Genomic DNA, 24776 nt, shown 5'->3' with positions numbered 1-24776 from the left:
TCATTGCCAACTCGCATCAGGCTTCCAGTTATTCATCCACGCGGGGATATCACAGGCAGGCATAGGTCTGGCAATGCCATAACCTTGTGCTAATTCACAGCCTAGTTGTAATAATGCAGTGCCATGTTCAACGGTTTCAACGCCTTCAGCAATCACGTCACGTTTAAATGATTTCGCTAGGGCGATTACGCCTTCAACAATGGCGAAATCATCAATATTACTCAACATGTCTTTGACAAAGCTCTGATCTATCTTAATCAAACTGGCAGGCAAGCGCCTAAGGTAAGTTAGCGACGAATAGCCAGTTCCGAAATCATCTAAAGCAAAATGGACACCTAGGCTCATGCAGTCATTCATGATAATTGACACATGATTAACATCTTCTAATGCGCTGGTTTCCAGCATCTCTAGCTCTAAATAGCGAGGCTCAACATTGGGGTGGGCAGCGAGAAGATCCGTTAACGTCTGTATGAAGCCAGGTTGCATTAATTGTACTGCCGCAATGTTAACACTAGTACTTACCGGGAGATCAAGCGCCATAGCTTGCCATTGGCCAATTTGTGTTAATGCGGTATCAATAACCCATTCACCTATTTCAATCATCATGGTGTGATTTTCAATTACAGGCAAAAACTCGATTGGACTTAATAATCCGCGCTCTGGATGTTGCCAACGAATAAGCGCCTCAACGCCCACCACAGTACCTATCTTCATATTAACTTTAGGTTGGTAATAGAGGACAAACTGATGATGATCTAAAGCATAGCGAATAGCCTCTAGACTTTCTCGTTGCACTTTAACGGCATCATCTTGCGCGGTATCAAATAAATGATAACGATTCTTGCCGGATTCTTTAGCCATATACATAGCTTGGTCGGCATGCCTCATCAGTAAATCAGCATCTACATTATCTCGCGGATAAAGCGTAACACCAATACTGGCGGATATATTGAGTACCACACCACTAACGGTTACAGATTCTGACGCGGCCAATAATAACCGCTCCAATACTGGCTCACAATCTTCAACTTTGGTTAAATCGGCCAACACAGCGACAAATTCATCACCGCCAATACGGCTTAAGCTGTCACCTTCGCGAAGCGCCTCTTTCATCCGGATCGATAGTGCAATAAGCAGTTCATCACCGATATCATGCCCATAGGCATCGTTGACCGTTTTAAAACCATCTAAATCTAGAAATACCACCGCTAAGGACTGCCCGTGCCGACTGCACTGCAGCATGGCTTGAGATAATCTGTCTGCCAGCAATACCCGATTGGGCAAATTGGTCAGTACATCATAATGCGCAATACGTTCTAATTGTTCTTGATGCTGCTTCATCGGCGTAATGTCGCTCGCTAAAGAGACATAATGGGTCGTTATACCGTTTACATCACGAACTGCACTGATGGTCTGCATTACTGCATACACTTCATTATTTTTACGGTGATTCCAAATTTCGCCATACCAGTATCCTTCGTTGACGATGGCTTGCCACATATCAACATAGAACTCTGGTGATTGACGTTCTGACTTGAGAATACGAGGGGTTTTCCCTATGGCCTCTTCACGGCTGTAACCTGTGATGTCACTGAAGGTCTTATTGACTTCGATAATAAGACCTTCAGCATCCGTGATCATAATGCTTTCACGGGCATGAGTGAATACCTTGGCGGCAAGGGCTAATTGTTTTACGCGCTGCTCTTTCTCTGCGTTGGCCAGAACTAACTCGTCTGCCCGCTTATCTTTCTCTTGGTTTTGAAAAGCCAGCTCTATGTTAGCAAGGGCTAATTCATTAGCACGTTGCTCTTTGTCTGCATTGGCCAGAACCAACTCGTCTGCCCGCTTATCTTTCTCTTGGTTTTGAAAAGCCAGCTCTATGTTAGCAAGGGCTAATTCGTTGGCGCGCTGTTCTTTGTCTGCGTTGGCCAGAACCAACTCGTCTGCCCGCTTATCTTTCTCTTGGTTTTGAAAGGCCAGCTCTATGTTAGCTCGGTTTTGACTATCTTCAGCTTGTTTTCTATCACTGATGTCAATCATAGCGGCAAGACAGTCTGTGCCTGTGATACCGAGATTAGCCTCAATATCGAGCCAAAGCGTATTATTACTCACTTGGCCTAATACTTCGCAAGATTGAATACCACTACCGCTAAAGGCTTTTCCTAAGCAACGTTTAAAAATTTCCCGATATTGTGCTGTGACATAGTGTGAAAACGGTTTGCCGACTAAGTGATCACGATCAATACCCAATAGGCTGGCACCTCGTAAATTGACTTGACTAATCATGCCATTGAGATCAAATACAAAGTAAGCAATCGGAGCAAATTCAAATAACTCGGTGTAACGATAATATAACCGTTCTGTTATCCGAGCTTGCTTTAACTCCTCATTTTGCATTTCCAATTCAATCTGATGAACCTGCAACTCATGGAGCATCTTTTTGGCTTCATAGTCACTAGAAGGAGATTGCGTATCACTAGTTTGTTTTTTCAGTTTAGCTTCCGCACGCTCACGTAGCACTTTGGTAGACGGCTTGGCTGACTTAGGAGTAGTCTTCATAAGCTAGGCCTGATCTTACGTAACTCTGATTCAAGCAGCTTGGCTTCACTGATATCGGTAAAGGTGATCACCACACCATCAATTACATCATCTTGGGTACGGTAAGGCATGATACGGACTTTGAACCAGCGTTGGTTTTTAGCGGTTATTTCTTTTTCGATGAAGATAAGCGTCTTCAATACTTCCTTTGAATCCTCTTGTAGCAGGACATAATCTAATTCCGTAACGATATCAGACAACGCACGGCCCACATCACTTTGGATAAGCTTAAATAAATGCGTCGCATAGTTAGTGAAGCGGCGAACATGCAGTTCATTATCCAGAAAAATGGTGGCAATTTGAGTACTATTAAGCAGATTTTTCATGTCGTTATTGACCCATGACAAATCATCCACTTTTGATTGCAGCTCATTATTGACGGTTTGCAATTCTTCATTCATTGACTGCATCTCTTCTTTGGATGTGGTCAATTCTTCATTGGTGGATTGCAATTCCTCATTGGCAGATTGCAGCTCTTCATTGGCAGACCTTAGCTCTTCTTGAGAAGATTGCATTTGTTCGCGAAGCGATTGTATTTCGTCATAGGCCTGTTGCAGTTCGGCCTGAGTTTCTTTGGCTAGTGAATCGCTTTTTCTACGCGGATATGGGGGCGGTGTCGCCACCTCAGTAAAGACCACCATCATCAAGCCGAGCAAAGCTTTTGGTTTAGAAATAGCTTGTACGGTCAAATTGATCGTACATGTGTCTATGCTTAGGTTTTTAATGATTACGGGATCGACTTGCATCTGGGCATTCTTCATAGCCAGATCAAGTTGATATTGCAGTTCTTCACGCACCATCACATGAATATTCCAGTTGGCTTTTCCTGCCGCGGGTTCTAAATATTTTCCAGTGCGGCCATTAATATAAATAATGTCACCTGCCGCATTAACCAAAACCGCTGCTGGAGAAAAGTGCTGTAGGAGAAGTTGATCTGCCTGGATTTGTAGATTAGTAATCGTTGTAGTCATCTTACTGGTTCTCTCAGGTTCACTTTCTACCAAAGATATAATCGGAAATATCCTGGGTAAAAAGTCGACTTCCGTCTGCGGTGCAGGGCCATCAATGCGGGTGTATATGCGTGTATTTTCTTTGAGCTCTGAGAACAACGAAGTGTAATGACCAATGGTTTCAGCACTTCCCAAAATTAACATACCTTGAGAAGTTAATGAGTAGTGGAACAAGGGGATTAACTTTTTTTGTAATTCCGGTCCCAAATAAATCAGCAGATTACGACAGGTAACAATATCTAACTTAGTGAACGGTGGATCCATGATGATATTTTGTGGCGCAAAAATGACCATGTCTCGAATGCGCTTATTGATGCGATAACCACTTCCATCTTTAATGAAGTATCGATTCAATTGCTCTGGCGAGACATCAGCCTCAATACTTGCTGGGTAATAACCTTTTCGTGCAACATTGATGGCATCCTCACCAAGATCAGTTGCAAATACCTGTAGTGTGAAATGCCCTTTTGGCTTAACGTCATCCAATACATCCATAATCGTCATCGCAAGCGAGTAAGCCTCCTCGCCGGTAGAACAAGCCGTTACCCATGCTCTAAGTTGTTTACCTTGTGGATAATGGGCTAACAGTGCAGGAAGTGAGACGCGCTTAAGCTGCGCCCACACTTTTTGGTCTCGAAAAAAATGAGTAACGCCTATCAATATTTCTTTGAACAGCAGGTCTTGCTCTTGCGGATTATCACGCAAATAGTGCGCGTAGAGTACAATGTTTTTAAGCTGATGCAAATCCATACGTCTTTCTATACGACGATAGATAGTATTTTTCTTGTACAATGAAAAGTCATTGCCACTGCGTCCACGTAAGATAATAATGATCCGCTCAAGCGCGCTTGTTGACATGAGCTCCGCACTCGATTCAAAATCGTTTGGTACACCGCGAGGGCTATGTTTGAGAAAAGCGATAATCTGTTCTGGTAAAGCTTCAGCAGGAGCAACGATGTCAGCCAGTCCAGTATTAATCGCGCTATAAGGCATTGAATCAAATTTGGCAAACTCAGGTGACTGCACCACAGACACCCCAGCATTTTCTTTAATGGCGCGTAAACCTAGGGTGCCATCAGACCCCATACCAGACAAAATAACCCCTACAGCCCGCTCATTCTGATCATTAGCCAAGGCCCGAAAAAAGAAATCAATCGGTAAACGCAATCCGCGACTGGCGGTTGGATCAAGTAGAAATAGCGATCCGTGAAGCATAGATAAATCTTTATTAGGTGGTATCACATATACACAGTTCGGCTTAACTTCCATCCCATTGCTGGCTTGGGTGACTTTCATTAAGGTGGTGCGTTGCAAAAGCTCAGGCATAATGCTTTTGCGAGTTGGGTCAAGGTGTTGAATAACAACAAATGCAATGCTGCTAGGAGTTAATACATGGGAAAAAAAATCTGCCAATGCTTCCAAGCCACCAGCTGAAGCTCCAATACCCACAATGATAGGTGTATTCACCACAGCCAACCTACTGTAATCCTTAAGTGGCTTAGTCAATGTTTTACTTTGGTTTTTCATTGGGTGAGCTTTTTATTATGCATGCATTGATTGTAGACGAATTAATCAGACAAGTATGTCAACTCAATCACTGCGGGACAGTAATTTATCCATTAAGCCTACCTTTGGCCTAAATATGAGTGACTTTATTAACGCAGACCTTTGTTTGTTGATAAAAAGCGTCTAAGTTTGTGCGTGAAACGGTGAGGCGGTTTATTTTTAAAAGTGCTTAGCTTGTACTTTTAGCGGTCAAATAAATTGAACACCGTTTGCGATTTTTTTCTTAAGGTTATGAGTACCGAAAACGGATAAAAGCTACAGAGCTAAGTGATTGAGGCCATATCTCTGAGGCGGTCGAAAACAGTAAACCTTCAGGATCCATCCATTAAATTCATTTAAAAATCAAATTTATAAATACTTAGGTATATATTTATTACACTCTGCCGCAGCAATTGATTGTATTTAATTGATGCTCTAAACAAGCTTTGAGACATAACAGTGAGGGGGTAAAGATGCCTGAGTTTGAGGGAAAACGGTTGGTGTATCCCCCTCTTGGTTATATGAACTTAGACATGCACCTGTTTTTGACTATTTGAACTACTTAGCGCTGATATTCTCATAAATAGGATGAGTGCCAACAATGGCAAAGCACAGCCAATTGCCGCGACGTAAATCCAACCACCATGGGCATACACAACACTGGCCAATATAGAACCAAGGGCGCCACCAATAAAAATACTCGTCATATATAGTGCATTCAAACGACCACGACTGTGTGGATCAAGTGTGTAGACGGCTCGCTGACCTAGCACCATATTCATTTGCACGGCAAAGTCGAGTAATACGCCGGTTAGCGCCAGAAATATCACACCATACGGCAGGTTAAAAAACCCCGGAACAAAACTAATCACGGCTAACACCATGGCAAACTTTGACATTTTTTCGGTGTGCCCCGCATCCGCCATTCGTCCTGCAATAGGCGCAGCAACAGCACCTATTGCACCAACTAATGCAAACAACGCAATTTGCGTTTGGCTTAACCCGTAGACAGATGACAACAGTAATGGCGCAGCGGTCCAAAACAAGCTGAATGATGCAAACATTAACCCTTGATACAAAGCACGCTGGCGTAATAAGGGATAGCGCTTAAATGACACTACTTAATGGGCGAAGGCATACCATGAGGTGACGAGCGAAGATACTGCGGTGGTGCAGTCACTTGCGCCCCTAATTCAGCGGCCGCATGCCAAACCCAATGTGGGTTGTAAAGGATCCCTCGAGCTAATGCCACGGCATCGGCCTTGCCAGTGGCGATGATCTCATCGGCCGCCTTTGGCTTGTCTATTAAGCCCACCGCAATAACCGGGATATCAACAGCGTGTTTTATGGCGTCAGCAAATGGCACCTGAAACTCTGGTGCAACGGGGATCTGTTGTTGAGGACTTAATCCTGCTGTGCTGACATGAATAAACTGACAACCCTTAACGGTAAGGGCTTTGGCTAATATAATACTTTGCTCAAGATCCCAGCCACCATCGACCCAATCGGTAGCTGAAATACGCACTCCAAGCGTGATCTTATCGGATACTGCAGCGCGGATGGCATAAATGATCTCGAGCAATAAACGCATACGGTTCTCAATGCTTCCACCGTATTGGTCATCACGCTGATTCGACAATGGAGATAAAAATTGATGAATTAAATATCCATGGGCAGCATGCACTTCGATGGCATCAATGCCTAATCGCTCTGCACGTTTAGCCGCTGCGGCAAAATCTGCCACAATATGACCAATATCGATAATACTAGCAGCTTCTGGTCGCGGTCCATCAAGGGTAAACGGTATTGGTGAGGGGGCAACGGGTCGCCATCCGTTCGGTTGATCAGCAGCGATAATATTGCCACCATCCCATGGTTTTTGAGTTGATGCCTTACGGCCAGCATGTGACAACTGAATGGCAATGGGCATAGTGGAATAACGGCGAGCAACAGCCAATGATTTAGCGATTGCCTGCTCTGTTCTATCGTCCCATAATCCCAAATCGGCATAGGTAATACGCCCAGTAGGATTGACCGCCGTGGCTTCAAGAATGAAAAATCCTGCACCAGATAATGCAAATCGTCCCCAATGCAAAGTATGCCAATCCGTTGCGGCGCCTTCATCTGCTGAATACTGACACATTGGCGCAATAATGACCCGGTTTTCCAAAGTTAACTGACCCATTTTCAGGGATTCAAACAAATGACTCATAAAAAGGTTTCCTTGTTGGTATAAGGTGACACAGGTGACTCATGGATCGGCGTCAGTAGTAAATATATATTCGTGGTAACAATAGATCTAAACGACTTAGGTTTAGTCTTATTTTTCCTCACTACACCATTAGCCTATTTATCAACAATCAGCTAAATACTGTTAACCCGTTGATAAAATTGTTTCAAGTGGCTTAGGTAGATACGTAAAATTGTGCCATAGCTTAGCTGGTAATAATCACGCTAACGAAGAGATTATTACCCAGAGACGAGAGCTCAAGCGTAGTGATGATTTTAATCAGACATGATAAAGGAATAACTATCACAGCAGAATATCGACTGGACGCAAAACACTATTGCTTATTTTGCAACACTCACCCGTAACGTATATCAGTTTATGAACCTGTGAGTTAATCACTGATTATGTAACTATCTCTCTAATAAAATCGATAAACGCATTAACCCTTCTCGAACCACGATGATTAGGTAAATATAAGGCCGAAATTGCTGCACTGGAACTGTTGGGATTAACTTGATATGACGTCAGTAAACTGATCATTTGACCACTATTAATGTCTTGTTGAATTAACCAATCTGGTAATAAAGCAATACCATGGCCTGATAACACCACTTCTCTGATCACTTCGACATTATTGGTCTTTAGCTTACCTTTAATAGGGATCCGTTGCTCTTCGTCTTCAGACAAAAACGTCCAGACCAGCTGACTACTAAAGCGCAAACATAGGTGATGTAACAAATCTGCTGGTTGCTGTGGCAGGCCATATTGTTTTATGTACTCTGGACTGGCAACCACTAGCCGTCGAAACTGACCTAGGGGTCGACTGATTAATTCTTCGGTCGGTGCAGCAGAGCCCAACCTGATGGAGAGATCGATGCGCTGGGTAAATAAATCAGTAATGTCATCACTGAGCTGCAAATCCAAATCTAATTTGGGGTATTGATGCAAAAAACGGCCAATGTGTGGTGCAATAACAAAACTGCCAAATGTTGTTGGCACTGTCACGCGCAGTGGACCTGATGCCTCATCTTGGCTGTCTTTTATTTGTTCATCTGCATCTAACACACTGTCGAGAATTTTCCTCGCACTCATGTAATAAGCCATGCCCGCATCAGACACAGTAATTTGACGAGTTGAACGGTTTAACAGCACGGTACCGAGCTCAGATTCAAGCGAATCGACCATGCGGGTTACCGATGACGTAGCCACCGAAAGATTGCGAGCCGCCGATGAAAATCCCTTCGCATCAACTGTCTCAACAAACATTTTCAACGCCAGTAATTTATCCATCTATGATCGTACTACCTCATTGTGGTTTCTAACTTATTCAACGCGACTTAGGTTATCACCACGATAAAAATAGCCGTTACACGCTATTTTGCAGTGTAGCCTACTGCTCTATTGTATTCAGTACAATTGATAATTTTACGGTTTTTTTACGCGATATACTGCTTGTCATTTGATATTGTTACTTCACTGAATTTTAAGTGATAAACAGCATTATGTGGGCAAATTTAATTTCAACTCGCTATATTTTTAGTTTTGTAGTGCTATTTTTGGTATTAACAAGTACCTGGATTATCGATTATATATGGGGTTCACCAGCTGTAATATTATTGCTATTACAATTGGCCATCGTGGTTATCGCGTTGCAATGTAGCATCAAGCTTGCCTATTTTTCTGCCATCATTGAAGCATTAAGCTTCAATTTTTTGTTCACCACGCCGCGTTATTCACTACAAATGTTCAACATTAACGACATCATGAATTTACTGGTGTTTATTTTTGTGGCATTTGCTACCAGCAAACTGGCGCAACATTACCGTCGTCAACAGCATGAATTAAAGCAGGCGCAACTTAGAAATAGTATCTTGTTGTCTGTGTCTCACGATCTGAGAACGCCACTGGCGACCATTATTGGCACATTAACGACACTCAAAGAATACATGGCTAAACTTAGCGAGTTTGAAAAGCAGGAGTTGCTCGATAGTGCAACAGCTGAAAGTCATCGATTACATCAATACATTGAAAACTTACTGCAAGCAACCAGGATGCAGCATGGAACATTAACGTTTAAAAAACTGCCTGTGTCTATTGTTAGTGTGATTGATCGTGTTGTTGAACGTTTTAGCGATGGCTCGAACCGAATTGCCTTGAACACAGAAAAGGTTTCGCAGTTATACATTAGTAGCTCATTGATTGAGCAGGCGATATTTAATGTTGTTGATAATGCTCTCCGATATTCCCCGAAAAATAAACCTGTCAGTATCAGTCTTTATTGCGCCCAAGATTATGTTCATATTGATGTCCAAGATTATGGCCAAGGCATTGATCCAAAATACGCAGACAATATATTTGAGCTTTTTTATTCAAGCCACGATCACCAACCTAGTGACTCTGGCAGTGGATCGGGTATTGGACTTGCCGTTTCAAAAGGCATAATTGCCGCGCATCAAGGCCATATTTCATTCATCCCTGTTGAGCAAGGCTGTTTAATCCGCATTGCGCTCCCCATAAGTAAACCTGAGGCATAAATGACTTATAAAATACTGGTCGTTGATGATGAACCGCAAATTCATACCTTTATTCGTATTTCGTTAACGGCTGAAGGTTATTGCTATGTTGGTGCGCAGTCTATTGAAGAAGCTAAAACTATATTCAATCAACAGCGTCCTGAAGTGATTATTTTAGACTTAGGTTTACCTGATGGAGATGGCATAGATTTCCTTAACTATGTCCGCCACAGCAGCAAAACACCTGTGCTTATTTTGACAGCAAGAGATCAGGAAGACGAAAAAATCCGCTTATTAGAGGCTGGAGCAAACGATTATCTGATCAAACCCTTTGGTGTAAGAGAGTTAATCGCACGTATTAAGGTATTAGTGAGAGATTTAGTCATCAATGAGCCTGTCACGGATGTAATCAAACATGGGGTATTAAGCTTACAAAAAAGTACCCATCAGTTCTGGCTTAATGGTAATGAATTAGCGCTAACAAAAAAAGAGTTCGCCTTTATTGAGCTCTTACTGGCTCAGCCGGGAAATCTGGTTAAGCAAGAAGTCCTGCTCAAACGGATTTGGGGACCGAGTCATCAGGAGGACACTCATTATCTGAGAATTATGGTTAGCCAATTACGTAAAAAACTCAATAACACTGCTGAGCAACCATTTATCAAAACCGAAGCCGGATTAGGTTATCGATTAAATATAGCGGCGGATCCTGATGATCAGTGATCGCTCGGTATATCAAGTTATCGATCAGGCTATTTCGTTTTCTTTTTATCAACAAAAATACAGGTCATAAATGGCACATTTTACAGTAATTGGCTTAGGCCGTTTTGGAGTGTCAGCTTCTTTAGAGCTGATCCATTTAGGGCACACGGTAACAGGCGTGGATCTTGACCCTAAAATTGTCGAGAAATACGCAGAAGATCTAACCGAGTCGGTTATATGCGACTCTTCTGATGAGAGCGTTTTGAGGGAGCTTAATCTGTGTACGAGTGAGGCGGTGTTGGTGGCAATTGGAGAGGACATGCAATCAAGTTTGCTCTGTACTCTGGCCCTTAAAAATATTGGTGTTAAAAATATTTGGGTAAAAGCCAGTACCAAAGCCCATCATACTATTGTGTCTAAACTCGGGGTACAAAGGATCATTCATCCCGAAGATGAAATGGGCATTCGAGTGGCTCAGTCACTCAATTATCCTATGGTGAATAATTATCTTGCCATTGGTCATGGCATTTATGTTGTGGAGATCCATATAAAACAGATCCTCAACGGTCAGACATTATCGCAAGTATTAGGCGACGTAAAAAACACCATTAAGCCAATAATGGTTAAACGGGAGGAAACTATTTTCTCTCAGCTCGAGCCTTTATTTGTATTACAGGCTAATGACATCTTACTGCTGTGTGGCACGCGTGCTCAATTAAAATACGTTGCGCCCAGGCTGGTATAACATGATTTTATGGCATCCCTCTATCACGCCTATTGAGCGAAAACCCAAAGCGGGTAAGAAATTATTTGCAGCACCGCCGCTTATCTTATGTGGCAGCTTTGTCGTATTAATCTTGCTCGGGTCAGTGTTATTAAAATTACCGATAGCCACTTATGTCCCAATAAGCTGGCTTAAAAGTATCTTCACTGCCACCTCAGCGGTAACGGTAACAGGATTAGTCGTTGTTGATACTGGCACGGCTTTCACGCCTTTTGGTCAGATTGTTATTGCCATATTAATTCAATGTGGTGGTTTGGGTTTGATGACGTTTGCCATTGTGACCTTAATCGCATTAGGGGGTAAGATTGGCTTTTTACAAAGTACTGTCGCACGAGAAGCATTTAATCAAACCGACTCGTCAACCTTAGTTTCAACAGCGAAATCAGTGATCATTTTTGCGCTCATTGTTGAATGCATTGGTATGCTGATTTTGACCCTGTATTGGCGTAATGAATTAGGTTGGGAAAAAAGCCTATTTCATGGCTTTTTTTATACTATAAGTGCATTTAACAATGCTGGTTTTGCACTCAGTGCGGACAGCTTGATGCCTTACGTTGATGATGTAGTGGTGAATATAACGATTACGTCGCTGTTTGTTATTGGCGGACTAGGATTTTCTGTTTGGATTGATCTTAATCGAAATCGAAAATGGGCGCGTTTAACTGTCTATAGCAGAATGATGATCTTGGGAACCATCTTAATTAACGCAATCGCTGTTATCCTGATTTACCTTATTGAATATGATAACCCAAATACATTAGCGCCACTGAGCGAGTCAGGAAAATGGTTAGCGTCTTGGTTTCAAGCATTAACCCCCAGAACTGCGGGCTTTAATACACTGGCGATTGATCAACTTGAAGATGCAACTACGGCAGTCATGTTGATGTTAATGTTTATCGGTGGCGGCTCGATGAGTACCGCAAGTGGCATAAAAGTAGTGACATTTATGATTTTAATATTAGCCACTTACTCCTATTTTAGACGTGATGAAGCGGTTTACGTGTTTAAACGTGAAATTCCAAAAGAAACCGTCAGCAAAGCGTTTGCGTTAACCATCATGTCTATCGGAGTCAGTTGTTTAGCCATATTTTCTCTGTTACTCAGTGAGAAAGCCCCCATGTTGGATATCATTTTTGAGGCAATCTCAGCCCTAGGTACAGTTGGCTTATCAAGAGGTTTAACTGCCAATCTGTCTAGCGCTGGCGAACTTATCATTATCTTCCTGATGTTTATGGGACGCTTAGGACCATTAACATTGGCCTATTTCCTCGCGAGCCCTCGGACTACCAAGCTGCGTTATCCATCAACCAAACTGGCTATTGGATAACTTATATCAACAAAGATTAGACAACCGAATATCATTTTTTGATTATAAAGTTTGATCACTTTCAAACTCACTTTTGGACATTTCCGAGTTGGAACATTAATGTTAATTCGTGAGTTTCAGGTTAAATTTTCTATGTGTAACGAATAGTTAAGAGGAAAAAAATTATTGACTAAAATTAGCGACGAAGGAGCAAAAGCCAACGGTTTTTTGTCCTTTTAAACGACTTATTATGAGTAAGTTACACCGTAGTTGTAATCTGTTTAATTACTTTCGCAGGATTACCACCGATGACAACATTGCTACCAAAGCTCTTTGTAACTACTGCCCCTGAAGCAACAACTACGTTATCACCTAAAGTCACTCCAGGATTAATTGTTGCGTGCCCCCCAATCCAGCAGTTATCTCCGATAGTAATTGGTTTGGCAAGTTCTAGTCCGCTATTTCTCTCAATTGGGTCTAAGGGGTGGGTTGCAGTATAAATGCCTACTTGTGGTGCAATCATACAATTGTCGCCAATTCGAACCTCTGCTACATCTAAAATAACACACCCAAAGTTAACGTAAAAATTTTCTCCAACGTGAATGTTAGAACCGTAATCACAGTTAAATATTGACTCAATATGTATATTTTTACCCGTACTACCGAACAGAGACTTTAATAATTTAGTTCTTACCTGTAAATCTGCTACAGAGGTTTGATTTAACTTCTCTGTCGTTAGGCGAGCACTTAATCTCATCTCAACAAGTTCTTTATTGCTAGGATCATACAATTCCCCTGCTAGCATTTTTGATTTTTCTGACACTTGATGAAGCTCCTTAATACAAGATTTACTCATAACACCCCAAGCAGCGGAAAGCGCGAACGCTGTGGCGCAGCCAGTGACTGATTGTCCGATAACTTGGTTTGTTATGTGTTACCAAACTCGTACCTTTATTTCTAAATAAATGGAGGTTTCGTCCAACTCTCCAGATGGCATAATTGTAATTGACTTGGTTTCAACTAATTTATCGACCGCTACAGCTTCATGCAACCAGAAGTCTTCACGATCAATAAGTTGTTCTGGATATCCACCGGCACTGTGGTAGTCGTTATCTAATATTTCGATGGAAATAACATCAACCAATTCACCATCTTCAAGCAAGGGACCTGCGTGGCTAATCTTCCCGTTTGTAATTTCAAATTCAGAAGACTCCCACCACTCATCTGAACCCACAAGAGGGTTTTGATCGAAAAAGCTGGGAAAGGCAGCAGCAATTTCTTCATTTATATCTGTTGCCCACTCACAAGATTCTGACTTAAGGTCAAAAATTATTGTCACAAAACCTCCAGTAACACATAACGCCCGCCGATGCTGCAATTATGAGTGTTTTGCAACGAAGTTGCAGCGAGTAATGTCCAAGCCCAACTTGTTGGGTGAATATAAGGCGCTTGTTATGCACGTTTGTCTACTTTCCATGGTGGGTTTAAACGATTTTCACCAGCCCAATAAAGCTTTATTTTATTACCAGACGGGTCTTTAATTATCGCTTCTTTCCAAAGATAACGCTGTTCTGTTGGTTCTTGTTCAAAGACAATACCTTTTTGTGCTAGGTTTTCACATAGTTCTTCAAGGTCTTCGTGCTCGAAATAGATAACTGAATGATTTTCAAATTTGTCGTTTTCGAGAGAAAGAGAAAAGGTAGAATCGCCGTCTGGACAAGAGAAACGAGCATAATGGGGGGTATCAACTATTTGAGTGAAGCCCAGCTTTAGATAAAACTGAACAGCATCTTCCATATTTTTAACGGGTAAAGTTACCTGATTAAGTTCCATCTATCCTCCAAGTGCATAACGCTTTGCTAAGCGGCTATAAATGGCTGGCTATAATAACGAGGAACGAGCACAGCCAGCTGTTTGTGTCAGTTTAAGTAACTTGTTATACGAATTTTCTGCATAGAGCCTTAACTTTATCATGACTATCCATACATTTTACAAGCTCGGATTCTGAAGTATTATAAAAACTTAAAACATCGTGAGTTGAAGATATTGCAACATTAATTGTGGATGACAAAATAAAGAGTAAATCAGCATCACTAATTTTAGCGGTCATAACTACTCTATCATTTTCAAAATTTTTAGATGCTAATGCACTTATATTTCCGTGGGTATAACGACACAAAGTATTATAAACAGTTGAATAAAGATCTTCACAACCAGCTTTTTTGAAGCGTTCAAAGATATTAATACTATTAGTTTTTTCTTCTTTTAAGTTTTCAATATGTTTGGGACTTGCTTTAGCTATACCCTTGTAATAAGGGTTAGACTCAGAATGTTTTTTTAAGTTTTTATACATAGAGTCAGCTTCCGCTGCCATGATATTTTTTACATAGTCCTCATCTGAAATTAAACACCGAAGATCAACGAATGACTCCAGAGTACTCCGCATTAAAATCTGAGGTGAAACAAAACAATCACTCTTAACTAATACAATGGTTTCTTCACAAAGTGAATTTATTCTTACCCATAAAGCCAAAATAAATTTTGATCTGTCATCGGTAAAATTTAAACTTTCCAAATAGATATTTCGAAAATCACAAAATTCATCCCATATTTGATAAAACGACGCTTTCATAAATGCCTATTCGTATAACGCCGCAATTTGCACACGGAGTTCCGCAAGATTACCTTGTTAAATGCTGAGTTCAATGATTTCACCATCTTTATTTATATATTGAATGCCACTATATTTTTTAGTTGTTCTTGACCATTTAGCGGTTGCCTCAACAGGAAGTTGGTAGTCATTACTTAACAAAAAATTAGACATACTTTCAATATCTTTTTGCTCAGGTTTGACGACGCCATACCAAAATGAAAACCCTTGATCATTTGCTACTAAAGTAAATGATGACGCACCATCGTAAATACCTAAGGCTACCTTTCCATTTGCGAACTTAAATTCAGCCAACTCTAACTCAATGGTGTCTGCTGAGAAATCAGGATGGGTATCTGGAATTACATGTTCAAAAGCATCGAAGCCTTCTTCGTCATTTTGGTAAAAGCACCATCGATGAGACTGTAGATCTTCCAATGTTACTTCTCCAATCAGTTTAGGCTTGCACATATTTATTGCCATTTAACGCCTTACTAATGGGCGCATAAATGCTTGGCTAAAATTAGCGACGAAGGAGCACAAGCCAAGCGTTTTGCGTCCTTTTGAGTAACTTGTTATAGCTCGCGTTCCCACGGTATATCTTTAGCTACCTTTACACCCTGATAATTGCAATTTACAAAATATTCAAAGTCCAACCGTTTACCATTAATTGTTAGGTTGCCAACAGCTTCGTTGCAATCCTTGGTAAATTTAATGTACCTCAGAATGTTGTTTATTTGGACTTTAGTACCTTTAGGTAATAAAACTATCAGTCTCCCGCTAGCGCAACAGTCTGATTGGCGCACTAACGCACTTTTAAAAAAGCTAAAGTTATGTTCGTTGTTTTCAAACAATGCCATGTCTTCGGTAAGATAAAAGTCTCCACCAATATATTCAGGATAATGATGTGACATGTTTTCGGTTTTTGCTGCACATGCTGCTACTAGCATGATTGATAGAAAAACGAGAATCTTACGCATACTTTCCTTGAGAGCTATAACAGCTTATTGAACGGCTCACCCGATAAAGTCGGCTGTTCAAATTATTGATTAATAACATCCTACATTTTTTATCTTATTGATGTAAAACAATAAGTTATTATTGAACCATAAAAACAAATCGAGGTTGCACGATAAAAGTGGCTAAAAAATGATAATTATTTTAAATAAATAACTATCAACAACTTAGGGGGTAACGAGATTATTCCATCATACTACTTTCGTTTACTTATTCATCGTTCTCATTCAATTTGCCCTAAAAACTTATTATAACTGTATATAAAAACAGTTAACCAATATGTTCATTAAATTAACCATAAATGGTCTTTGCTACAGAGGAATTATGATCTTTTTTATTAACGAGAAATGATGACCCATAAATGAAATAGAACGCTATTCCTAACTTGGAACGAGGCAAAACCAAGTTAGCTGTTAACTTAACATTCGTACCAAATGAAGCTAAATCGAAGAGATAGCATGAACCAGTGAAGATGCGACTGAAGGTATCGAAAACAGGAACGTCTTCGTTAAGTGGCGTAAAGCGTGTCACAGCAGTATCTGCACATCAGCCCAATGCAGGTGATTGACTACAATGAAACTACAAGCTTCAAACCCATTTAACCAATACCCACTCAGCTAAACACGACTCAACCAAACATAAAAATGCCAGTTTAGCGGCAATACTGTAATGGCTATTTGCTAATGGCCAGGAAATACATGCCCATGAATCATGACATCAGCGTAACTAAATACGGTGTATGATTAAACTTAAGAAATAAAATAAAAATGCAGCCATCAGGCTGCATTTTTATTTTGTACTAACGCTAAGCAATTGTGATAAATAGCGTGGATTAATCGAAGTTAATTAGCCTAAATCCATCATCATGCTTCTGCTTTTAACCAAAGCTTGAAAGGCTTGCAATTGCTTTTTAGGTAATACTTTGGCTTCTGCGATATTGGCTTTCATCGCGTCAACAGGGCGACCATTTACAATAAATTCATAATGTAAATGAGGGCCTGTTGAAGCACCTGTATTACCCGATAGGGCAATCACTTGACCGCGAGTCACTCGCTGTCCTTTTTTAACCAAAAACTTCGACAAATGTAGGTAGCGAGTGCTGACTTTATTATCGTGTTGAATCACAACATAGTTACCCGCAAAAGGATGCTTAGTCACCAAGGTCACCACACCATCACCGGGAGCCACAACAGGAGTGCCAATTGGTGTCGCAAAGTCGGTACCATTGTGAGGACGCACGCGGCCGGTAATAGGATGTTTGCGATTAGGGTTAAAGCGAGAACTCAAACGGTATTGTCTATTAAGCGGTACACGTTGAAAAGCTGGGGTTAAACTTTGGCCTTGGATGTCGTAATAGTTGCCATCAGTATTTTGAAATGCGGTTATATCGCGACGACTGGTATTAATCCTAATACCTTCAATCGTTGTCATCCCCGTTAGTTCACCTTCAACGAACTGATCATTTACCAAAACCGAAAAGGTGTCACCTGCATGTAACTCGCGTGAAAAGTTTAATTTCGACTTTAGTAATGACTCCACTTTTTGAATTTCAGCAGCACTTAAACCGGCTTTTTTAGCTGACACATAAAAAGAACCATTAATTTCGCCGCCGACGATACGATTTTGCCAAATACCATCAATATTAATGTCATTTACAGCGTAAGTTCCGTCTTCAAAACGAGTGAAAACCACTTGATGAGCAGGATTAAAATATAACTCTAACTTATCAAGTTCGCCGTTCGCGTTATCCCAGAACTGGATACGGTTACCGGGTAACAAAGTATCTAACGCTAACACTTCTAAATCAGCCTCAAGGACTTTGTACATGGTTCGTTGGTCGATACCAGCTAACTCAAATAACTGACTTAAAGTATCACCACTTTGGATCACGCGGTCTAAAATTGGCGATGTCGGCTTAACAATTTTCAAGGTACTGTCTTGCTGAGCGATATGTGGCAATAGTGAATCGATATCAATAGCCACGGGAATTCGTTGAGATGAAAACTCTTGTTGTGTTGGCCATAATAAGGCGGCACCGACAACAAACACGCTTGCTAGCAAGAATTTCTTGTGCAAGTTTGGTAAGTTCAATTGACTTACCGATGGCCGTTGGAAGGCCATTATTTTACTCATTAGCAATGTTTAATCCACCCTAAAAGATGACGTTTTATATTTATTGTTTTTTCTTTTACTGCAAACTGTTATTGCGATACTGAGAATAAAATGAGCTAACACGTTACGTTTAGGTCATTTTTGTCATCAATATGGCCTAATATTTGATACTTCGCAGTCCGGTAAAAACAGCTTAAAACGCGGGCTTCTGTACTCAAATTGCATTTCAACGCTCTTTTATATCAAAAAAAAATCATATTACAAATATAAAATGTTATTTAATTAATATTAATTTTGAACTCAATGGCAGTAATAACGGGAGTTTGAGGTAGATCAACTGCCGTTAATCGCAAATTCATGCTGTAATTTACTTATACCAAGACCATTCATTTTATTCACTTTTATCTGCACGTCGATCCGCTCTTTCATCGCTTCAATATGGCTAATCACGCCTATCATTTTGCCCGATGCATTTAAATTATCTAATGCATCGAGTGCGGTATCTAGAGTTTGGCTGTCTAAGGTACCAAAGCCTTCATCCAAAAACAGTGAGTCAATGCTCGTTTTATGACTTACCAAGTCAGATAGCGCTAACGCAAGCGCTAGGCTAACCAAAAAGCTTTCACCGCCAGACAAGGTTCGGGTATCGCGAACGGCATCACCTTGCCAGGTATCGAGCACTTGTAACTCTAATGCATCCGACTCTTTGCGCTCTAATAAGTAACGGCCCTGGAGACGTTCAAGCTGTCGATTAGCTAACGCTACTAAATGATCTAAAGTAAGCCCTTGAGCAAATTTGCGGAACTTATCGCCTTTTTGTGAGCCGATGAGAGCATGCAAATAGGCAAGATCGTCATAAACTTGCAGTGATTGCGCCTGCTGTTTTAACAGTTGCTGCTGCCCTTCTCGCCTACTGGCATCAAGTTCGAGCTCGTGCGTTAAGCGCCACAAAGTTTGGGTTAATTGTTGATGCTCTGAATCGAGCGTCTGATGCTGCTGTAATATTTCACCTTGTTGGGCTAAATCATAACGATGTTGTTGCCCAAGCTGCATCAACTCAGTTTGGCGCGCAACGGCCTGCTCAACCAAGGTTTTGGCTTTAACAATTTCATTGTCTAATTGCTGTTTAAGTTGTTGCAATCGATAACGTTCATCCGCGCTAAGTAACGCTTGCTCAAAAGCCTGTCGATCATCAAATGGACTAGCATGTAAGGCACTCATCCATTGGCGGTGTAATTGCTGCCATTCTTGATTAACTTGTGTTGTCTGAGTTTGGGTGGCGCTTTGCTGCGCACTTAAGCTCGCAAGATGTTTATCCGCTGCTTGTAATTGCTGCTGTACTGTCGCTAATTGTTGCTGAGCTTGCTCTAATGCTGTTTGGCTTAGCTGTTTTTCATCCTCAATCACTTTATCTGCAAAAATAAGCTTACGTTGTGCCTGTAGGTTGCTGAGCTGCTGTTGTGCATTATCGAATTGCTCTGTCACTGCACTTAACCTTGTACTCAAATCCTCCGCTTGCAGATTATTGGCCATGAGCTTTTCAGCCGTAATACTCAATTGCTGCTGATTATCATTTGCCTGCTGCTGCGCTTGAGTCCAAAGCTCGAGTTGCTGTTGTAACTGGTTTAGCCAATCTACGGCATCGGCTATTGTCGGCGCCGTTAACCCTGTGGCGATAATCTGTTTTTCAAGCCCGCTGAGTAATGACGTTTGCTGCGCAGTCACCGTCTCCACTTGCTGCTGATGACTGAGTATGCCTTGCTGCAAGTTATCAAGCTGTTGTTGTAACAGCGCTTGCTGATTAATCAACTCAGCAAGCGCTTGTTGAGCTTGCACCACATACTGCTGATGCTTATGTAAGGTTTTTTGACATTGGCTAAGCTGAGAGATTGTGAGCGCTAATTGCTGTTGCTTGGTTTCAGTTTGGTCGATGTAATCGCTTAAAGCGGACTGCTGCTGCAAATCCAATTCAAGAGATATTGATAAAGCCTCTGTTTGCTGCTTCCACTGATGAACTATGGTTTGGATGTCTGCTTGAGTTTGAGTTAACTGTTGTTGCGTATTGTCATAATTAATTTGCAGCGCCGTTTGTTGATGTTTAAGTTGCTCACCTTGTTGTTTAATCGCGTCAAGCTCAGCCTGCAACTGTTGTGCTCTTTGTTCTGTCGCTGACACATTGAGTGTTTGGTAGCGCTCAACTAAGGGATGCTCGGTTGAACCGCATAAAGCACAAGGCTCACCGGCTTTAAGTTTGGCACGCTCTATGGTTAAACTGGCAATTTGCTGTTCTTGGTGCAATAACATTTGCACATCTTTAACTTGCTGATTTTTATCACTCCACTGGCTTCTTACCCCAGAAAGAGACTGCACCAGAGCTTGCAACTCAGTCTCAAATTGCACCGAATGAGCAGTTAACTGCTGGCATTGCTGTTGCTGGCGGATAAATTGGCTCAACAACTGGGTTAATTGATAACGTCCCGCTTGCTGCTCAATCAGTTGCTGATAATCAGCATTAATTTGTGCTTCATCTTGGCCGGCCAATAATGCTGCTAATGCTTTTTGGCTGTCTTCTTGCTGTGATCTTGCTTGAGCAAGCTCAGTTTGAGCTTGTTGTATTTGTGGCGCGAACGCCCCTAGCTTCACCTGATTGTGCTTAATCGCATCTTGTTGCTGCGTACATAGGCTATTAATCTGGCTCAGCTGCTCGCTAAGTTGCACAACTTGTGTGTACTGGTTTTGCCAAGCGGCAAACTTTTTAGCCACTTCCTGGCCTTGTGGCAAACTCTCGAGCTGTTGCTGAATGTGTTGCTTTGCGGCGGTCAGTGTCTTTTGCTGCACTAATAAATCTTGTTGTTGCTCGCGCGTCTTTTGTTGCTGCTCATGGGTTTGTTGATGAGTTAATTTAATGTGGTTTAATTGATAATTGTGTTGATGGATCTGCTGATCCAACGGCAACACTTGCTCATCAATTAATGCCAGTAAAACGTTATGTGCCTGATTAACATTTTCAAGCTGTAGTAGGCTTTGAGTCTGCTTATGTTTATGCTCTTGCAGTAGCGTTTCAGCTTGCTCGGTTTGTTGACTTAATTCACTCAACTGCGCCGTCAATAGTTGCGCTTTTTCGTGAGCTTTCTGCTGTTGTTCAAATAATGGCAAAATCTGCTGCGCAGGTTCACTGCGCTGTAATTGCATTAACGCGTCACTGTGTTGTTGCTGATGTATTAGCGCCTGTTGCTGCTCAGCCTCAAGCTTAGCTAATGACTGCTGGGCTTGCTCAGAACTATTGGCCCAGGTAATAAACTGACTTAATTGAGTCAGCTGTAATTGTTGCTGCTGCAAGGTTTGGCTATATTGTTCAATCTGGTCTTTGTGTTGCTGTATTTGCTGTTCATCAAACAACTCGACACTGCCAAGTTTTGCCTCGAGCAATTTCAAATTGGTTTTGGCTTCGCTAAAATGCTGGTGAACTCGTTCTGAGATCAGTCCATAAATTTCGGTGCCGGTGAGCTCTTCTAACAATTCAGCACGATCATTGGCATCGGCATTCAAAAAGGCCGCAAACTGCCCTTGAGACAACATCATTGATTTGGTAAAACGAGCAAAGTCGAGTCCAGTAATTTGTTCAATTAATTCTGTTTTACGCTTTATTTGGCTGGCAAGAATTTTACCGTCACTTAGCTGTGCCAGCTCCACTTGTGCATCTTGCAGATTACCATCGGCTTTATCACGCGAGCGCCTTTGACTCCAAAAAGCACGATAAGCAACGCCTTTAACTTCAAACTCAACTTCAGCTAAACATTCAGCGGTGCCGCGAGTCATTAACTCATTAGTGGTTTTAGAGATATTATTTAACCGTGGCGTGCGATGGTAAAGCGCTAGGCAAATAGCATCCAGTATGGTGGTTTTACCCGAACCTGTGGGCCCAGTAATGGCAAATAAACCGTTTTCAGCAAAAGGTGATTGGGTAAAGTCGATTTTCCACTCATTTTTAAGCGAGTTAATATTTTTAAAACGAAGGCTTAAAATTTTCATGACTGTTCACCGTCTGTCGCACTTTGTGTAACAACCTCAGTGTTAACCTGATGAGACATAGTCTCTTGCAACACATGACTTGCAGCGGTTTCTTGAGTATGTCGCTCAGACTCAACCTCAGCAACCACTTGGCTAAAGCGCTGCTTAATGCGGCCTAACTGCGCCTGCTGCAACTCACTGTCAAATGTTTCTTGGGCTAAGCGTCGAGCAAAGACCTCATCAACACTTAACTCAGATAAGGTTTCATTATCTAACTGTTTAATGTGTTGTTGACGTTGGCTACGGGCACGTTTTAATTGCAATACCTCAACCGCTTGACCTTGAGTCATGTCGGCGATACGCGATTGCAGATCTGAGAGGTAATCTTGCTGCGAGACTTCAATGCTTAACCAAGTCATGGTTGTGGCATCGGTTTGCACAGCAAATGCACTTATCTGTTGTTCAATACTGTCTAAGTCGCCTTTGAGCACCTGCATCGGCTGAAAAATGGGTACAAGCAACGGCGTAACCTGGCTGAGTGCGGCATGGCTAAACTCAACCAGAAATACCGATTTATTTGGCGTATTGTCGCTTGATAGCTCATCAAAACTGAGTGCAATAGGTGAGCCGCTATAACGAATATGGGCAGATTTCGCCACCGCTTGTGGCCGATGAATGTGGCCTAAGGCAATGTAATCTGCTGCCGGAAAAAGTGCCGCGTTAAAAGCATCTAAACTGCCAATATAAATATCACGTACGGATTCAGAAGTACTTGCACCAACAGTGGTTAAATGGCCGGTCGCAATAATAGGCACTGGTGTTGCCAGCCTTGTATTAACAAGCTTTGCTTGCTCAAAACAACTTTGATAGAGCTCACTAATGGCATCACCTAATTTGCGTTGTTTATCGATTGAAGATTCACCAGATTCACTTAACACCACATCTCGTGGACGTAAAAAAGGTAACGCACATAAAATAGCTCCTACTTCACCCATGCGATTATTGAGAGTAAAGACATGCTCTTCAACACGTTCAAGAGCCCCTGGGATAACCACGGTATTAAGGCAGGCTAACAGATTTTTAGATTCATTTAAGGTTGATACTGAATCGTGATTACCACCCAGTAAAATTAGCTGACAACCTGTTTGTTGAATTTGAACAATGAATTGATTATATAAGGCGCGGGCATAGCTTGGCGGCGTGCCAGTATCGAAAATATCGCCCGCAACAATAAGGGCATCAACTTGATGAAGGTCGATTTGCTCAAGTAACCATGCCATAAAAGCTTGATGCTCGGCTGCGCGGCTTTTGCCATAAAAATATTGGCCGAGGTGCCAATCTGATGTGTGAATAATGCGCATAACATCCCTTTTAATCAAAAACGCTTAATAATGGCGTGAGTAAACCCGAATTGCCGCTATTACGATCACATATATTGCGACCACAATAATTTACCGCTCATTCCCAATGACATGATCACCACCAAAGGTTTAATAATTTTAACTCCTTTAGTGACCACAAGGCGTGAGCCTAATGTGGCACCAATGGCCTGGCCTACCAGCATAATTAATCCTAATATCACCGCCACTTGACCACCAATTAAGAAGAAAATGAGCGAAGCAATGTTCGTGGCAAAATTGAGTAGTTTTGCATGCGCAGTGGCTTTAGCTAAACCAAAACCGGCTAATGAGACAAATGCCAAGGCAAAAAAGCTCCCAGTACCTGGGCCAAAAAAACCATCATAGAAGCCAACGCCTAATGCAGCAGTAAATGCAAATACGCTTGGCGTGAGAATTTGTTGGCGATCTTGCTCACTGATTTTTTTAGACAATAAAAAATAACAACCAATGGCTAAAATCAAAAAAGGTAACACTACCTCTAACAGTTTCGCGTCGATCATTTGTACTAATATGGTGCCAATTGAGGCACCGATAAAGGCGCAAATCAACGACAGTTTTATACTGCGTAAATCGACCAAGCCTTTACGGACAAAATATAGACTTGCAAAAAAACTCCCACCACAGGCTTGTAACTTATTGGTACCTAAAGCCGCTGCTGGCGGCAGCCCAGCCCACATCAATGCCGGAATGGTGAGTAAACCGCCCCCACCAGCTATTGCGTCAATAAAACCTGCAATTAAAGCAACAGCAAACAAAATAACGCCGAGTTGGAGCGTGAGTTCAAACATGAAAGTTCTCTATAATGGCAACAAATGTGAAGTCAGTAAGACAATAATAAGGCGTTATTAGACAATCTTTAACGTCAAAATACAAAGCGTTCCGAGTTATTTATTCGATTTAA

19 protein-coding genes are annotated in these 24776 nt (G+C 41.6%); 4 read left to right on the top strand and 15 right to left on the bottom strand.

Features of this window, described 5'->3' with window-relative positions:
- The 5 genes from H5164_RS16255 to H5164_RS16235 form a co-directional block, all read right to left on the bottom strand.
- Complete coding sequence (locus H5164_RS16255) at nucleotides 1-2559, bottom strand: EAL domain-containing protein (RefSeq protein WP_182757097.1); 2559 nt, start codon at nucleotides 2557-2559, stop codon at nucleotides 1-3.
- A complete protein-coding gene (locus tag H5164_RS16250; protein ID WP_220492724.1) occupies nucleotides 2556-5135 on the bottom strand; it encodes a chemotaxis protein CheB in 2580 nt (859 codons plus the stop codon). Before H5164_RS16250 ends, H5164_RS16255 begins: the two co-directional genes overlap by 4 nt.
- A 545-nt stretch (nucleotides 5136-5680) precedes the next feature.
- Nucleotides 5681-6217, bottom strand: a complete 537-nt coding sequence (locus H5164_RS16245; protein WP_182757096.1) for an MFS transporter — start codon at nucleotides 6215-6217, stop codon at nucleotides 5681-5683.
- Between the two features lie 53 nt (nucleotides 6218-6270).
- Nucleotides 6271-7365 (bottom strand): NADH:flavin oxidoreductase/NADH oxidase, encoded by a 1095-nt coding sequence (locus H5164_RS16240; RefSeq protein WP_182757095.1) that lies wholly within the window; start codon nucleotides 7363-7365, stop codon nucleotides 6271-6273.
- Between the two features lie 420 nt (nucleotides 7366-7785).
- Nucleotides 7786-8673: a LysR family transcriptional regulator gene (locus H5164_RS16235; RefSeq protein ID WP_182757094.1), complete on the bottom strand. Its 888-nt coding sequence runs from the start codon at nucleotides 8671-8673 to the stop codon at nucleotides 7786-7788.
- Between the two features lie 212 nt (nucleotides 8674-8885).
- On the opposite strand from H5164_RS16235, the gene H5164_RS16230 reads away from it, so the two are divergent.
- The 4 genes from H5164_RS16230 (at nucleotide 8886) to H5164_RS16215 (ending at nucleotide 12706) form a co-directional block, all read left to right on the top strand.
- Nucleotides 8886-9917 carry an ATP-binding protein gene (locus H5164_RS16230; RefSeq protein WP_182757093.1) on the top strand — a complete coding sequence of 344 codons (1032 nt, stop codon included), beginning with the start codon at nucleotides 8886-8888 and terminating at the stop codon, nucleotides 9915-9917.
- Nucleotides 9918-10616, top strand: coding sequence for a response regulator transcription factor (locus H5164_RS16225; RefSeq protein WP_182757092.1), 699 nt, complete (start codon nucleotides 9918-9920; stop codon nucleotides 10614-10616).
- Between the two features lie 70 nt (nucleotides 10617-10686).
- Nucleotides 10687-11340 carry a TrkA family potassium uptake protein gene (locus H5164_RS16220; RefSeq protein WP_124016106.1) on the top strand — a complete coding sequence of 218 codons (654 nt, stop codon included), beginning with the start codon at nucleotides 10687-10689 and terminating at the stop codon, nucleotides 11338-11340.
- A gap of 1 nt (nucleotide 11341) precedes the next feature.
- Nucleotides 11342-12706, top strand: coding sequence for a TrkH family potassium uptake protein (locus tag H5164_RS16215; RefSeq protein WP_182757091.1), 1365 nt, complete (start codon nucleotides 11342-11344; stop codon nucleotides 12704-12706).
- A gap of 238 nt (nucleotides 12707-12944) precedes the next feature.
- Here the strand turns inward: H5164_RS16215 and H5164_RS16210 are convergent, their stop codons facing one another.
- The 10 genes from H5164_RS16210 to H5164_RS16165 form a co-directional block, all read right to left on the bottom strand.
- Complete coding sequence (locus H5164_RS16210) at nucleotides 12945-13508, bottom strand: sugar O-acetyltransferase (RefSeq protein WP_273059135.1); 564 nt, start codon at nucleotides 13506-13508, stop codon at nucleotides 12945-12947.
- Between the two features lie 111 nt (nucleotides 13509-13619).
- Nucleotides 13620-14024, bottom strand: coding sequence for a hypothetical protein (locus H5164_RS16205; RefSeq protein ID WP_182698466.1), 405 nt, complete (start codon nucleotides 14022-14024; stop codon nucleotides 13620-13622).
- 113 nt (nucleotides 14025-14137) lie between these two features.
- On the bottom strand, nucleotides 14138-14518 hold the full coding sequence (locus H5164_RS16200; RefSeq protein ID WP_182698467.1) for a VOC family protein: 381 nt from the start codon (nucleotides 14516-14518) through the stop codon (nucleotides 14138-14140).
- 103 nt (nucleotides 14519-14621) lie between these two features.
- Nucleotides 14622-15317, bottom strand: coding sequence for a DUF5677 domain-containing protein (locus tag H5164_RS16195; RefSeq protein WP_182757090.1), 696 nt, complete (start codon nucleotides 15315-15317; stop codon nucleotides 14622-14624).
- A gap of 57 nt (nucleotides 15318-15374) precedes the next feature.
- Nucleotides 15375-15818, bottom strand: coding sequence for a hypothetical protein (locus tag H5164_RS16190; RefSeq protein ID WP_182698469.1), 444 nt, complete (start codon nucleotides 15816-15818; stop codon nucleotides 15375-15377).
- 92 nt (nucleotides 15819-15910) lie between these two features.
- Nucleotides 15911-16315, bottom strand: coding sequence for a hypothetical protein (locus H5164_RS16185; protein ID WP_182698470.1), 405 nt, complete (start codon nucleotides 16313-16315; stop codon nucleotides 15911-15913).
- 883 nt (nucleotides 16316-17198) lie between these two features.
- Nucleotides 17199-18485, bottom strand: a complete 1287-nt coding sequence (locus H5164_RS16180; RefSeq protein ID WP_124016112.1) for a peptidoglycan DD-metalloendopeptidase family protein — start codon at nucleotides 18483-18485, stop codon at nucleotides 17199-17201.
- Nucleotides 18486-18797: 312 nt separating this feature from the next.
- Nucleotides 18798-22496: an AAA family ATPase gene (locus tag H5164_RS16175; protein WP_182757089.1), complete on the bottom strand. Its 3699-nt coding sequence runs from the start codon at nucleotides 22494-22496 to the stop codon at nucleotides 18798-18800.
- Nucleotides 22493-23836 carry an exonuclease subunit SbcD gene (gene sbcD, locus H5164_RS16170; protein ID WP_182757088.1) on the bottom strand — a complete coding sequence of 448 codons (1344 nt, stop codon included), beginning with the start codon at nucleotides 23834-23836 and terminating at the stop codon, nucleotides 22493-22495. Before sbcD ends, H5164_RS16175 begins: the two co-directional genes overlap by 4 nt.
- Nucleotides 23837-23901: 65 nt before the next feature.
- The gene (locus H5164_RS16165; protein WP_124016115.1) at nucleotides 23902-24663 is read right to left on the bottom strand and encodes a TSUP family transporter; all 762 of its coding nucleotides are present in this window, start codon (nucleotides 24661-24663) and stop codon (nucleotides 23902-23904) included.
- Nucleotides 24664-24776: the final 113 nt, after the last annotated feature.

The organism is Shewanella sp. SG41-3 (assembly GCF_014164545.1).
In the GTDB taxonomy this organism is placed as follows: Bacteria; Pseudomonadota; Gammaproteobacteria; order Enterobacterales; family Shewanellaceae; genus Shewanella; species Shewanella vesiculosa.
This window is presented reverse-complemented; position numbering and strand designations above follow the sequence as displayed.

Excerpts from the sequence above, each read along its gene's own strand:
- H5164_RS16165 (WP_124016115.1), bottom strand. The coding sequence starts at position 24,663 with ATGTTTGAACTCACGCTCCAACTCGGCGTTATTTTGTTTGCTGTTGCT.
- H5164_RS16235 (WP_182757094.1), bottom strand. The coding sequence starts at position 8,673 with ATGGATAAATTACTGGCGTTGAAAATGTTTGTTGAGACAGTTGATGCG.
- H5164_RS16240 (WP_182757095.1), bottom strand. The coding sequence starts at position 7,365 with ATGAGTCATTTGTTTGAATCCCTGAAAATGGGTCAGTTAACTTTGGAA.
- H5164_RS16180 (WP_124016112.1), bottom strand. The coding sequence starts at position 18,485 with ATGAGTAAAATAATGGCCTTCCAACGGCCATCGGTAAGTCAATTGAAC.
- H5164_RS16195 (WP_182757090.1), bottom strand. The coding sequence starts at position 15,317 with ATGAAAGCGTCGTTTTATCAAATATGGGATGAATTTTGTGATTTTCGA.
- H5164_RS16225 (WP_182757092.1), top strand. The coding sequence starts at position 9,918 with ATGACTTATAAAATACTGGTCGTTGATGATGAACCGCAAATTCATACC.
- H5164_RS16175 (WP_182757089.1), bottom strand. The coding sequence starts at position 22,496 with ATGAAAATTTTAAGCCTTCGTTTTAAAAATATTAACTCGCTTAAAAAT.
- sbcD (WP_182757088.1), bottom strand. The coding sequence starts at position 23,836 with ATGCGCATTATTCACACATCAGATTGGCACCTCGGCCAATATTTTTAT.
- H5164_RS16250 (WP_220492724.1), bottom strand. The coding sequence starts at position 5,135 with ATGAAAAACCAAAGTAAAACATTGACTAAGCCACTTAAGGATTACAGT.
- H5164_RS16245 (WP_182757096.1), bottom strand. The coding sequence starts at position 6,217 with ATGTTTGCATCATTCAGCTTGTTTTGGACCGCTGCGCCATTACTGTTG.
- H5164_RS16190 (WP_182698469.1), bottom strand. The coding sequence starts at position 15,818 with ATGGCAATAAATATGTGCAAGCCTAAACTGATTGGAGAAGTAACATTG.
- H5164_RS16255 (WP_182757097.1), bottom strand. The coding sequence starts at position 2,559 with ATGAAGACTACTCCTAAGTCAGCCAAGCCGTCTACCAAAGTGCTACGT.
- H5164_RS16200 (WP_182698467.1), bottom strand. The coding sequence starts at position 14,518 with ATGGAACTTAATCAGGTAACTTTACCCGTTAAAAATATGGAAGATGCT.
- H5164_RS16185 (WP_182698470.1), bottom strand. The coding sequence starts at position 16,315 with ATGCGTAAGATTCTCGTTTTTCTATCAATCATGCTAGTAGCAGCATGT.
- H5164_RS16230 (WP_182757093.1), top strand. The coding sequence starts at position 8,886 with ATGTGGGCAAATTTAATTTCAACTCGCTATATTTTTAGTTTTGTAGTG.
- H5164_RS16220 (WP_124016106.1), top strand. The coding sequence starts at position 10,687 with ATGGCACATTTTACAGTAATTGGCTTAGGCCGTTTTGGAGTGTCAGCT.
- H5164_RS16215 (WP_182757091.1), top strand. The coding sequence starts at position 11,342 with ATGATTTTATGGCATCCCTCTATCACGCCTATTGAGCGAAAACCCAAA.